This is a genomic window from Brevundimonas diminuta, from assembly GCF_050310045.1.
Lineage (GTDB): Bacteria > Pseudomonadota > Alphaproteobacteria > Caulobacterales > Caulobacteraceae > Brevundimonas > Brevundimonas diminuta_F.
In genome coordinates this window covers 3,237,757-3,250,229 of sequence record NZ_CP190005.1, presented here as the reverse complement: position 1 = coordinate 3,250,229, position 12,473 = coordinate 3,237,757, and the positions used below count along the sequence as shown (strand labels likewise).

Genomic DNA, 12,473 nt, shown 5'->3' with positions numbered 1-12,473 from the left:
GCTGGCGAGCCTTTCCCGGGTCGGGTATCACCGATTCAGGAGAGGAAACAAAAAAATGAACCGTCACCGTACGCGCGTCCTTGGCGACCGCACCCTTGCGCCTGAAACCCTGATGATGGGCTATGGCTATGATCCGGCCCTGTCCGAGGGCGCGATCAAGGCGCCGCTGTTTCAGGCCTCGACCTTCGTCTTCAAATCGGCCGAGGACGGCAAACGCTTCTTCGAGGTCGCCTATGGCCTGCGCCAGCGCGATCCGGACGAGGCGCTGGGCCTGATCTATTCGCGCATCAACAACCCGAACCTCGAGATTCTGGAAGACCGCCTCGCCGTCTGGGACAAGGCCGACAAGGCCCTGGTCTTCTCCAGCGGCATGGCCGCCATCTCGACCGCCATGCTGGCCCTGGTGCGGCCCGGCGACGTCATCATCTATACGGCCCCGGCCTATGGCGGCACCGAATACCTGTTCGACCGCATCCTGCCCCGCTACGGCGTCAAGGCGATCAGCGTCCCTGCCGCCGAGGGCGCAGACGCCCTGGACGCCGCCATGATCGCGGCCGCCGCCGAGGCGAAAACCACGGGCGGACGGCTGGCCGCCGTCTATCTGGAGACCCCCGCCAATCCGACCAACCAACTGGTCGACATCGCCCGCGCGGTCGCCGCCGCCAGGACGCTGGATCAGGCCGAACCGCCCGCCATCGCCGTCGACAACACCTTCCTCGGCCCCCTGTGGCAGAGCCCGCTGGAGCTGGGCGCCGACCTCGTCCTCTATTCCCTGACCAAATATGTCGGCGGCCATTCGGACCTGATCGCGGGCGGCTGCATGGGCGGGGCGGACATCATGGCCCGCGTCGGCGAGATGCGGACCATCTGCGGCACGACCGCCGATCCGCACACGGCATGGCTGCTGTTGCGCAGTCTTGAGACCCTGCATATCCGCATGGAGCGGGCGCAGGACAACGCCCTGATCCTGGCCGAACGCCTGCGCGCCGATCCACGCGTCAGCACGGTCCTGACCGCCGGCGGTCCCGACGCTTCGCCTGCCCAACAGGCGATCTTCAAGGCCCAGTGCAAGGGTTCAGGCTCGACCTTCTCGCTGGAGCTTCTCGGCGACGAGGCCGAAGCCTTCCGTATGCTGAACGCGCTTCGCCTGTTCAAACTGGCCGTCAGCCTGGGCGGCGCCGAGAGCCTGGCGTCCCACCCCTCCAGCATGACCCACTCGGACTATACGCCCGAGGCCAAGACGCGCAGCGGCATCGGCGACAATCTGGTGCGCCTGTCGGTCGGCATCGAGAACGTCGACGACCTGTGGGCGGACCTGGATCAGGCCCTGTCCGCCGTCTGACGGCGCGAACGGCGGGCGATCAGCCCGCCGCCTTGACCGCCTCGACGACCTCGTCGACGACGCGGTTGACCAGCGCCTCATCATCGCCCTCGGCCATGACGCGGATCAGTTTTTCCGTGCCCGACGGCCGAACCAGCAGGCGGCCCGAGCCGTTCAGGGCGGCCTCAGCGCCGGCCATGGCGGCCTTGACCTTCTCGTCCTCCAGCGGCCTTCCAGCCGTATAGCGGACGTTCTTCAACAGTTGCGGCACGGGCTCGAACTGGCGCGCCAGTTCGCTCATCGGCACGCCTGACTCGATCAGGACCGCCAGCACCTGCAGCGCCGCCATCAGGCCGTCGCCGGTCGTGGCGTGGTCCTTCAGGATGATGTGGCCCGACTGTTCGCCGCCGATGTTGAAGCCGCCCTCGCGCATCCGTTCCATGACATATCGGTCGCCGACCTTGGTGCGCTCCAGCGTCAGTCCCTCGGCCTTCAGGCGGCGCTCCAGCCCCAGGTTGGACATGACGGTGGCGACGACGCCCCGGCCGTTCAGCCGCCCGCGCTTGGCCCAGTCCAGGCCGATCAGGGCCATGATCTGATCGCCGTCGACCACATGGCCTTTCTCGTCGCAGATGATGACCCGGTCGGCGTCGCCATCCAGCGCGATGCCGATGTCGCAGCGATAGCGTTTCACCGCCTCGGACACCGTGCCCGGATAGGTCGAGCCGCACTCGGCGTTGATGTTCAGACCGTTCGGCTCCACACCGACGGGGAAGACCTCGGCGCCCAGTTCATAGAGAGTGGTCGGCGCCACGCGGTAGCCCGCGCCGTTGGCGCAATCGATGGCGATGCGCAGCCCCTTCAGGCTGAGACGCTTGGGGAAGGCCTGTTTGGCGATCTCGATATAGCGCGGCGGGGCGTCGTCGATGCGTTTGACCCGACCCAGCTTGTTCGACGGCGCCAGGTCGGCGTCCAGCGCGCCGTCCATCATGGATTCCAGCTTCAGTTCGATCTCGTCCGACAGCTTGTAGCCGTCCGGCCCGAACAGCTTGATGCCGTTGTCTGCATAGTCGTTGTGCGAGGCCGAAATCATGATGCCCAGATCGGCGCGCATCGAGCGGGTCATCATCGCCACGCCCGGCGTCGGCAGCGGCCCGAAGGTGCGCACGTCCATGCCGACCGAGGCCAGGCCGGCCACCAGCGCAGGCTCGATCATATAGCCGGACAGTCGGGTGTCCTTGCCGATCACCACCAGATGGCGCCGGTCGTCGTCGGTGCGGAACAGCCGCCCGGCGGCCAGTCCGACGCGCAGCGCCACCTCGGCCGTCATCGGATGGGTGTTGGCCCGGCCGCGAATGCCATCGGTGCCGAAGTATTTTCTCTCGCCCAAGAGGCCGTCCTTCGCTGGCGGTCCCGGAATTGCAAAGTAACCTTCCGAAACCCATTTTTTGATGTCGTCGCCCCCATGATTGCCTAGATGCGATCATCAAAGGCGGAAGGCTCGACCTTTTCGCTTACCTCATTTCGGCGGCCCGGCGCAAAGTCGGCGACCGCGTTCCGTTCGGAGCATACCCTCATGTGCGGCATCATCGGCGTCACCGGAACCGGCCCTGTCGTCCCTCGTCTGATCGACAGCCTGAAACGGCTGGAATATCGCGGCTATGACTCGGCGGGCATCGCCGTCCAGAATGCGCAGGGTGTCGAACGCCGCCGCGCCAAGGGCAAGATCCGCGAACTGGAGGCCGTGCTGGCCGCCGATCCGGTCGCCGGAAACGTCGGCATCGGCCACACCCGCTGGGCCACCCACGGCGCCCCGACGACGACCAACGCCCACCCGCACAAGGCCGGTCGCGTCTGCCTGGTCCACAACGGCATCATCGAAAACTTCGCCGAGCTGAAGGCCGAGATGGAGGCCGAGGGCCGCGTTTTCGAAAGCCAGACCGACACCGAGGTCGTCGCCCACCTGCTGGACCACAAGCTGTCTGCGGGCCTCGCCCCGCTGGACGCCTTCAGGGCCACGCTGGACCGCCTGACCGGCGCCTATGCGCTTGCCGTTCTGATCGAGGGCGAGGACGAACTGATCCTGGGCGCCCGTCGGGGCAGCCCCCTGGTCGTCGGCTGGGGCGAGGGCGAGATGTATCTGGGCTCTGACGCCCTGGCGGTCGGCCCCTTCACCCAGAAGATTTCCTATCTTGAAGAAGGCGATTACGTCGCTGTGACCCGCAGCAGCGCGCAGATGTTCGACGCCTCGGGCCGTCCGGCCGACCGGGCCGTGGTTCAAGTGTCGGCCTCCTCGGCCATGGTCGAGAAGGGCGAGTATCGCCACTTCATGGAAAAAGAGATCCACGAACAGCCTGACAGCGTCCAGCACACCCTGTCGGAATACCTCGACCTCGTTTCGGGCAAGGCCAAGGTTCAGGCCGTGGACTTCGCCGCCATCGAACGCATCCAGATCGTCGCCTGCGGCACCGCCTTCTACGCCGGTCAGATCGGCAAATACGCCTTTGAACGCTATGCAGGCCTGCCCTGCGACATCGAGATCGCGTCCGAGTTCCGCTATCGCCATCCGGCCGTGGCCAAGGGGACGCTGGCCGTCGCCGTCAGCCAGTCGGGCGAGACCGCCGACACCCTGGCCAGCCTGACCTGGTGCAAGGCGCAGGGGCTGAAGACCGCCGCCGTCGTCAACGTCCACACCTCTTCCATGGCGCGCGAAGCCGAAGTCCTGTGGCCGACCCACGCCGGGCCGGAAATCGGCGTCGCCTCGACCAAGGCTTTCACCGCCCAGGTCGCCGCCCTGTTGTCGCTGGCCGTTGCGGCGGGCGTGGCGCGCGGAAAGATCGACGCCGTTCAGGAAGCCGAACTGGTCAAGGCCCTGTTCGAGGCGCCGCGCCTGATCTCCGAAGCCCTGCAGATGGACGCGGGCATCCACGCCCTGACCGTCGACCTGGCCAAGGCGCGCGACGTCCTGTTCCTGGGCCGCGGCCCGATGTTCCCGCTGGCCATGGAAGGCGCGCTGAAGCTGAAGGAGATCAGCTATATCCACGCCGAGGGCTATGCAGCGGGCGAGCTGAAGCACGGCCCCATCGCCCTGATCGACGAGGCGACGCCGACGGTGGCGCTGGCGCCGCTGGACGACCTGTTCGAGAAGACCGCTTCCAACCTTCAGGAAGTCGCCGCGCGCGGCGGCCCGGTCATCATGATCGCTCCGGAAAAGGCGCCCGACCCGCACGGCGCCGGCATCCGCCGCGTCCACGCGCCGGACTGCCCGGCCCTGATCGCGCCGCTGGTCTACGCCGTGCCGATGCAGCTGCTGGCCTATTACACGGCCGTCCAAAAGGGCACCGACGTCGACCAGCCCCGCAACCTGGCCAAGTCGGTGACGGTGGAATAAGCGAACTCCGGCCAAGCCCGGGGCGTTTGGAAGCTTCACAAATTACGCCTATGACAGGCGCCCCAAGGCTGATCAGGACGATCCATGACGACCTCTCCCGCCCGCCTGCGCCCCGCCCCTCTGCGCAAGGCGGTCCTGCCCGTAGCCGGTCTCGGCACGCGGGTTCTGCCCGGCACCAAGACCACGCCGAAGGAGCTGCTAAACGTCGTCGACCGGCCGATCCTCTCCTACATCGTGGAAGAGGCGCGCGAGGCGGGGATCGAGCATATCGTTTTCGTCACCGGCCGCGCCAAACAGGCGATCGAGGACTATTTCGACCACCAGATCGAGCTTGAGGCCCAGCTTCTAGCCAAGGGCAAGACCGAGATTCTGGCCACAATGAACGCCGAACTGGCCCAGGCCGGCGAGATGAGCTTCACCCGCCAGATGCAGCCCAAGGGCCTCGGCCACGCCGTCTGGTGCGCGCGTGACATCATCGGGCCCGAGCCTTTCGCCGTCATCCTGCCCGACGTCATCGTCGACTCCCAGCCCGGCGCCCTGAAGCAACTGGCCGAGCTCTATGCCGAGGTCGGCGGCAACGTCATCGGCGTCGAAGCCGTGCCCGAGGCCGACACCCACAAATACGGCATCATCGATCCCGCCTCTCACGACGGCCGCCGCTACGCCATGAGGGGCATGGTCGAGAAACCCGCACAGGGCGCGGCGCCGTCCAATATGTCGATCTCGGGCCGCTACATCCTGCAGCCGGAAATCTTCGACCTGCTGGAGACGCAGGAGCGCGGCGCCGGCGGCGAGATCCAGCTGACCGACGCCATGGCCCGCCTGATGCAATCACAGACCTTCACCGCCTATGAATATGAAGGCGTGACCCACGACTGCGGCGACAAGATCGGGCTTCTCCGCGCCAACGTCGCCCTGGCCCTGAAACGCCCCGACCTGGGCGACGCGGCCCGCAAGGCCATCGAAAGCCTGCTTTAAGCCGCCCGCCTCCCTCAGGTGGAGAAGAGCTGTGACTTTGTGGGGCCAAGCAATCTTCGGTTAACCTTAAAGCCCCAAGGCTGCCGTAAAAGGCAGGGACGGTAGGCCAAGCCCGCGACGACGGGCGGACCGTCCTTTGCCGGGAGCCTCGACCATGCACCGCCGTCAACTGATCCGCACCAGCCTCGGTCTAGCCGCAGCGGGCGCCCTGCCCGCCGGTCTGGGCGCCTGCGCCAGCCGTCCGCCCGCCGATCCCAACTATCCGATCGCTTCGGACAACACCGCCCAGGCCTATACGTTTGACGAACTGGTCGCCGCCGGATCGCGCGAACTGGGCATCGCCGCCGAGGCGGTGGGCGGCGCCATCGAGCGCATCTTCGCCGAACAGGGCGATCGCCCGACCGCCTATATCGCGGGCGAAGAAGGCGCAGGCGCCGTCGTGGCCGGCCTGCGTTACGGCCGCGGCGCCCTGCACATGAAGGATCTGTCGGCCTCACAGGAGGTGTTCTGGCAGGGCGCCTCCATCGGCTGGGACTGGGGCGGCAACGCCAGCCGGGTCTTCACCCTGGTCTACGGCCTGTTCCACCCGGACATGCTCTACCGCCGCTATCCGGGCGTCGAAGGGTCGGCCTATCTGGTGGCCGGGCTGGGCGTGAACTATCAGCGCGCGGACGGCATCGTCCTGGCGCCGATCCGCACCGGCGTCGGCGTGCGTCTGGGCGCCAATGTCGGCACCATGAGCTACAGCCGCCAGCGCAACATCCTGCCTTTCTAAGTGTCGCTATGCTCGGGTCGCGGACCCTCGCGGCTTGAGCGAATCGGGGCGCTGACGTTTGCCGCGTGGCGTGCGTAAACGCGACACTGCCGGTTGCGGGCATGCTCCGCGACGCCATATCCCCTTGAGCTTCAAGGGAGACCGCCGATGACCGCTGCGCCCGACACGCGCGCCTTCTGGGACGCGCGCTATGCCGACGACGCCTATCGCTTCGGCGAGGCGCCAAACGCCTTTCTGGCGCGGCAGGCGGAGCGTCTGCAGCCGGGGCTGAAGGCCCTGTCCGTTGCCGACGGCGAGGGACGCAACGGCGTCTGGCTGGCGCAGCAGGGGCTGGATGTCCTGACCTTCGACATTTCGCCGCGTGCGGTCGAGAAGGCGCGGGCGCTGGCGACGAAACGCGGCGTCGCGCTGGACGCCCAGATCGGCGGGCTGGACGACTGGGCCTGGCCCGAAGGGACGATGGACGTGGTCGTCGGCGTCTTCATCCAGTTCGTCGGCCCGGCCGCGCGCGACCGGATGTTCGCCCGCATGAAGGCGGCGCTGAAGCCCGGCGGCCTGTTGCTGCTGGAAGGCTATCGGCCCGAACAGTTGGCCTATGGCACCGGCGGGCCGGGCGTGGAGGAAAACCTGTATACCGAGGCCCTGCTGCGCGAGGCCTTCGCCGATTTCGATATCGAACGGATCGACGCCTATGACGCCGAACTGGACGAAGGCCCCGGCCATTCCGGCGTCTCGGCCCTGATCGACCTGATCGCGCGCAAGCCTGGGTGAAGTCAGGCTTCTGACGTCAGGATCGCCTCCAGCCCCTCACGGTAGGAGGGATAGCAGGGACGCCAGCCCAGTTCGGCCTTGGCGCGGGCGTTGGAGACGCGCTTGGAGTCCAGATAGAAGCGGCGCATGGCGTCGCTGACCTCGGGATCGGTCCAGTCGACCTCGGGCGGGCGCGACAGGTCCAGGCGCTCGGCGGCCCAGGCGGTGACGACGTGGGCAGGCGTCGGCTCGTCGTCGGTCAGGTTGTAGATTCCGCCGGGCCGGGGCCGGGCCATGGAGGCGAACAGGCCCGAAACGACATCGTCCACATGGATGCGGTTGAACACCTGACCGGGCTTTTTCACCAGTCGGGCGGTTCCGGCGCGCAGGCGGTCGATCACGCTGCGGCCGGGACCGTAGAAGCCGGGCAGGCGGAAGACCTGCAACGTCAGCCCCATGCCCTGGGCGCCGTCCAGCCAGTCGCGCTCAACCCGCGCGCGGCGGGCGCCTTCCAGCGTGGCGGCGTTCAGCGGATCGCCCTCGAACGCCCAGCCGCCCGCCCGGTCGCCATAGACGGCGGTGGAGGAGACGTAGCCGATCCAGTCTGGCCAGGCGTCGCCCGCCAGAGGCGTCAGGGCGCGCAGGGCCGGGCAGCCGTGGGCGTCGGGCGGCGTGGCGATCAGAACGGCCTGAGCGTCGGCCAGCGCCTCGCTCAGGGCCTTCGTATCGGCCGGATCGACGGGTGTGATCCCCTGCACCGCCAGCGCCTGGCGGGTTTCAGAGTCGCGCGAGGTGGCGAAGGCCCGCCCGCCGCGCCGCAGGGCTTCGCGGGCCGCCGCCTGTCCCAGATAGCCGCCGCCGAACACCAGCAGGAACGGGGCGGAGGCGGGCTCAGTCATCAGGCTTCAGTCTCTCAGGCGGACAAGGCGCGGGCAGGCGCGGCGGCGGGGGGTTCCGCCTCATTACGGATGGCCTCGGCGCGGCCGGCGTTCCAGGCGGTGACGCAGGGAATCTTACTGCGGTCGGCGCGGTCGGCGTAGCGGCGGGCGATGTCGGTCACATCGGCCATCAGCCCCTCGGCCAGAGTGATCGGCTTCAGACCCAGTTCGCGGAACTGGTCGTTGGCGACGACCAGTTCGTTCTCGTCGGCCTCCTGACGCGGATTGGCGACGTTGTGGATTTCGGCGCCGGTCATCTCGGCCACCATCTGCGCCAGATCTCGGACGCGGCGGCTCTCGGTCATCTGGTTGAGGATCTTGACCCGGTCGCCGCGCCTGGGCGGGTTCTTCAGCGCCAGCTCGACGCAGCGCACCGTGTCCTGAATGTGGATGAAGGCCCGCGTCTGGCCGCCCGATCCATGCACCGTCAGCGGATAGCCGACCGCCGCCTGCATCAGGAAGCGGTTCAGCACCGTGCCGTAGTCGCCGTCATAGTCGAAACGGTTGATCAGACGCTCGTCCTGCTTCGTTTCCTCGGTCTGGGCGCCCCAGACGATGCCCTGATGCAGGTCGGTGATCCTGAGGCCGTCGTTCCGGGCGTAGAACTGGAACAGCAGGGCGTCCTGCGTCTTGGTCATGTGGTAGATGCTGCCGGGGTTCGGCGGGAACAGGATCTCCTGTTCGGTCGGGCCGTGATCGGTGTCGACCGTGACCTTCAGATAGCCTTCGGGGATGCGCAGGCCGGCGGTGGTGTAGCCATAGACCCCCATGGTCCCCAGGTGGGCCAGATGGACGTCCCGCCCGCTCTCGACGATGGCGGCCAGCAGGTGGTTGGTGGCGTTCAGATTGTTGTCGACGGTGTAGAGTTTGTGCCGCGCCGACTTCATCGAATAGGGGGCGGCGCGCTGTTCGGCGAAGTGGACGACGCTGTCGGGCGCCCAGTCGCGGATCAGGGCGACCAGACGATCGAACGCCTTGCCGACCGTCAGATTGACGAAGTCGATGGTGCGGCCCGACACCTCGTTCCATGCGGCGATGCGCTCGCCCATGGTGCGGATCGGGGTCAGGGAGCGGATTTCCAGCTCATTGTCGATGTTGCGACGGCTGAGGTTGTCGACGATCAGCACGTCCCAGCCGCGCGCCGAAAGGTGCAGGGCGGTCGGCCAGCCGCAGAAGCCGTCGCCGCCCAGAATCATCACGCGCATCAGTCGAACCTCGTCATCAACGTCCACCCTGCCTAGCCGAACGCGCGAGCGGGCGAAAGCGTGTCGCGCGAGGTGCGGTGAAAGCGGCGGAGGGCGAAAAAACAGAGTCTAATTCGTCTGAATCGTCTGAAATCGGACGAACTGGGGAGGTCGGCCGGGGATGATGCGGCGACAGGAAAGGCAGGCGCGCTGAACAAGGCCCGCAGGAGGCGGGGCTTTGTAATCAAAGCGGTTTTCAGCGCCTGTCGTGCAGGCATGTTCTGCCTTTCTCCCTCAAGGGAGAAGGGCTTGGTTCAGGCCCGCAGCGTTCCGCCCGCCTTGGTCGCCGCAGCCCTGACCCTGGCCATCAGGGCTTCGATCTCGGCCTCGGCCAGGGTGGCGGCGCGGGGCTGGATTTCGACCTCGATGGCGACCGACTTCTGACCCTCCGGCACGCCCTGTCCGCGATAGATGTCGAAGACGCGCACATCGGCGATCATCGCCTTGTCTGCGCCCGCTACGGCGCGGGTCAGGTCGCCCACGGCCTTGGCCTCGTCCATCAGGAAGGCGAAGTCGCGGGTCAGGGGCATCAGGTTCGGCAGGTCGGCCGCGCCGCGCGCCTTGCCGCCCTTACCGCGAGGCTCGGGCACGGCATCGAGCACGACCTCAAAGGCCAGCATGGGGCCGTCGGCGTCCAGCGCCTTCAGCACGCGCGGGTGCAGGGCGCCGAACTCGACGATGACGTTCTTGGGTCCCAGTTGCAGCCGGGCCGAGCGGCCGGGGTGCCACCAGTCGCGGTTCGACCCTTGCGCCAATTGCAGGGAGCCGACCGGCGCGCCGATCTCTTCCAGCACGGCCAGCAGGTCGCCCTTCAGCGCGAACAGGGGATCTTCCCCCGCCCCGCCCCAGTGACGGTCGGCGTGCGGCGCCACGAGTCCCGCGATGACGGTGCGCTGGCCGGTCGGCTGATCGTCCAGATAGATGGGGCCGATCTCGAACAGGGCGACGTCGGCGTGGCCGCGCGCGGCGTTGCGCGCCGCCGCCTGGATCAGGTTCGGCAGGGCCGAGGGCCGCATGCAGTCCAGATCGGCCGCAATAGGGTTCTCCAGCACCAGACGCTCATCGCCGCCGCCGAACAGGGTCGCGATCGACTGCTTGGTGAAGGACCAGGTGACGGCCTCGGCATAGCCCAGCGCCGCCAGGGCGCGACGGGCCGTGCGCACGCGCGCCTGACGCGGGCTGAGCACCCCGCCCGGCGCCGGGGCGACCGGCGGCAGGGGCGCGTCGGGCAGGGCGGCGTAGCCCTGAATGCGAGCGACTTCCTCGACCAGATCGGCGGGGCCTTCGACATCACGTCGCCACGAAGGCGGCGTCACCGACCAGGGCGAGCCGCGCATGACGGTGAAGCCCAGGGCGAACAGGATCTCGAAGATCCGGTCCTCGCCCAGGTCCATGCCCGACAGCCGCTTCACATAGGACGGATCAAAGGCGAAGGCGGCGGGGGCGGCCGGGGCCTGGCCCGCCACCGTGACCGTCGACGGCTCGCCGCCGCACAGGTCCAGAATCAGTTGCGTCGCCAGTTCCAGCCCCGGCACGACCGAGGCCGTGTCGACGCCGCGCGCGAAGCGATACTGGGCGTCAGAGTTGATGCCCAGCGAACGGCCGGTCTGGGCCGTGGCGATGGGGTCGAACCAGGCGCTCTCGACGAAGACGTCGACCGTCTCATCCGAACAGCCGGTCGAAACGCCGCCCATGACGCCGCCCAGACCGATGGCGCGCTGGCCCCCGGTATCGGCGATGACGCAGTCAGCGGCGCCCGGCGAATAGGTCTTGCCGTCCAGCGCCTCGATCTGATCGGCGTCGCCGCGACCGGCGCGCACCACGATCGCATCGCCCGACAGGCTCGCCAGATCATAGACGTGCAGCGGCCGCGCCCGGTCGAAGGAAATCAGGTTGGTGATGTCGACGAGGCGATTGATCGGACGCAGGCCGATGGCGGTCAGCCGCTGTTGCAGCCACTCGGGCGAGGGGCCGTTCTGGACGCCCCGGATCACGCGACCGGCGAAGACCGGGCACAGTTCGGGCGCTTCAAGCGTCACCGACACTGGAGAGTCGAAAGACCCGGCGACGGGAACGATTTCCGGCGTCGTCAGCTTGCCAAGGCCCGCTGCGGCCAGATCGCGGGCGATGCCCGCCACGCCCAGCCAGTCGGGACGGTTCGGCGTCACCTCGAAGTCGATGACCGGCTCGGCGCCGAAGACCCCGGCGGCGGGCGCGCCGACCTGCAGATCGTCGGACAGTTCAAGGATGCCGTCGCTGTCGTCGGCCAGTTCCAGCTCGGCGCCCGAGCACAGCATCCCGTTGGACACCACGCCGCGCACCGGTTTTTCAACCAGGGTCACGCCCAGACCGGGCACATAGGCGCCGATGGGGGCGTAGATGGTGGTCAGGCCTGCGCGCGCGTTCGGGGCGCCGCAGACGATCTCCTTCATCCCGTCCACCGTCTCGACCTGACAGACCTGCAGACGGTCCGCGTTCGGATGGCGCTCGGCCGAGATGATCCTGGCGACGGTGAAGGGGGCCAGGGCGGCGATGGGGTCGTGGACGTCTTCGACCTCCAGACCGGCCATGGTCATGGCCTCGGCGACCTGATCGACCTCAGCCTCGGTGTCGAGGTGGGCCTTCAGCCAGGAAAGCGTGAACTTCATTGGGTCGCACCGTCCTGCGGCTGGGCCAGGGCCTTGGCCATGTTGTCGAGGAAGGCGGGCGTGCCGGTGAAGCCGACGCCGACGAAGCGGCAGTTGACGAACTGGCAGTTCTTGAACGGGATCGGGCCGGTCACGCGCTGCGGGCCCTGCGGCGCCAGCATCAGGTTGCGCAGGTCGCCGTGGGCGTCGCCCAGATCACAGCCGTCGAAGTTGCAGCCCTCGATCGGCAACAGGACCGCCGGTCCCTCGATCAGGCAGTTCTCGAAGCGGCGGTTCTCGATGACCATGACGCCGGTGCGGGCCGTCTCCATGAACAGCTGCGGCAGCCAGACGCCCTTGCCGACATAGTCGGGACCGGCGCCCAGGGGCTCGAGAGTGATCGGTTCGGCGGCGGTGTTGGTCGCGTCAGTCATGGGATCGCTCTTTTC

General features: G+C 67.9%; 10 protein-coding genes. 5 read left to right on the top strand and 5 right to left on the bottom strand.

Features of this window, described 5'->3' with window-relative positions:
• The first annotated feature begins 55 nt into the window (after nucleotides 1–55).
• Nucleotides 56–1,342, top strand: coding sequence for a cystathionine gamma-synthase family protein (locus tag ACORJG_RS15595; RefSeq protein ID WP_427790471.1), 1,287 nt, complete (start codon nucleotides 56–58; stop codon nucleotides 1,340–1,342).
• 19 nt (nucleotides 1,343–1,361) lie between these two features.
• Here ACORJG_RS15595 and glmM read toward each other — a convergent pair whose 3' ends face one another.
• Complete coding sequence (gene glmM / locus ACORJG_RS15590; protein ID WP_427790469.1) at nucleotides 1,362–2,711, bottom strand: phosphoglucosamine mutase; 1,350 nt, start codon at nucleotides 2,709–2,711, stop codon at nucleotides 1,362–1,364.
• Nucleotides 2,712–2,897: 186 nt separating this feature from the next.
• Here glmM and glmS point away from each other — a divergent pair, with 186 nt between their 5' ends.
• The 4 genes from glmS (at nucleotide 2,898) to ACORJG_RS15570 (ending at nucleotide 7,236) form a co-directional block, all read left to right on the top strand.
• Nucleotides 2,898–4,712, top strand: a complete 1,815-nt coding sequence (gene glmS / locus ACORJG_RS15585) for a glutamine--fructose-6-phosphate transaminase (isomerizing) (RefSeq protein ID WP_427790467.1) — start codon at nucleotides 2,898–2,900, stop codon at nucleotides 4,710–4,712.
• An 84-nt stretch (nucleotides 4,713–4,796) separates the two neighbouring features.
• Nucleotides 4,797–5,690: a UTP--glucose-1-phosphate uridylyltransferase GalU gene (gene galU, locus ACORJG_RS15580; protein WP_427790466.1), complete on the top strand. Its 894-nt coding sequence runs from the start codon at nucleotides 4,797–4,799 to the stop codon at nucleotides 5,688–5,690.
• 154 nt (nucleotides 5,691–5,844) lie between these two features.
• Nucleotides 5,845–6,465 (top strand): DUF1134 domain-containing protein, encoded by a 621-nt coding sequence (locus ACORJG_RS15575; protein WP_427790464.1) that lies wholly within the window; start codon nucleotides 5,845–5,847, stop codon nucleotides 6,463–6,465.
• A gap of 147 nt (nucleotides 6,466–6,612) precedes the next feature.
• A complete protein-coding gene (locus tag ACORJG_RS15570) occupies nucleotides 6,613–7,236 on the top strand; it encodes an SAM-dependent methyltransferase (protein WP_427790462.1) in 624 nt (207 codons plus the stop codon).
• 2 nt (nucleotides 7,237–7,238) lie between these two features.
• Here the strand turns inward: ACORJG_RS15570 and ACORJG_RS15565 are convergent, their stop codons facing one another.
• From ACORJG_RS15565 to ACORJG_RS15550, 4 genes are all read right to left on the bottom strand, one after another.
• Nucleotides 7,239–8,114 (bottom strand): SDR family NAD(P)-dependent oxidoreductase, encoded by an 876-nt coding sequence (locus tag ACORJG_RS15565; protein WP_427790460.1) that lies wholly within the window; start codon nucleotides 8,112–8,114, stop codon nucleotides 7,239–7,241.
• Between the two features lie 14 nt (nucleotides 8,115–8,128).
• Nucleotides 8,129–9,358, bottom strand: coding sequence for an NAD-dependent epimerase/dehydratase family protein (locus tag ACORJG_RS15560; RefSeq protein WP_427790458.1), 1,230 nt, complete (start codon nucleotides 9,356–9,358; stop codon nucleotides 8,129–8,131).
• 293 nt (nucleotides 9,359–9,651) lie between these two features.
• A complete protein-coding gene (gene pheT / locus ACORJG_RS15555; protein ID WP_427790457.1) occupies nucleotides 9,652–12,045 on the bottom strand; it encodes a phenylalanine--tRNA ligase subunit beta in 2,394 nt (797 codons plus the stop codon).
• Nucleotides 12,042–12,458, bottom strand: a complete 417-nt coding sequence (locus ACORJG_RS15550) for a hypothetical protein (RefSeq protein ID WP_427790455.1) — start codon at nucleotides 12,456–12,458, stop codon at nucleotides 12,042–12,044. Before ACORJG_RS15550 ends, pheT begins: the two co-directional genes overlap by 4 nt.
• Nucleotides 12,459–12,473: the final 15 nt, after the last annotated feature.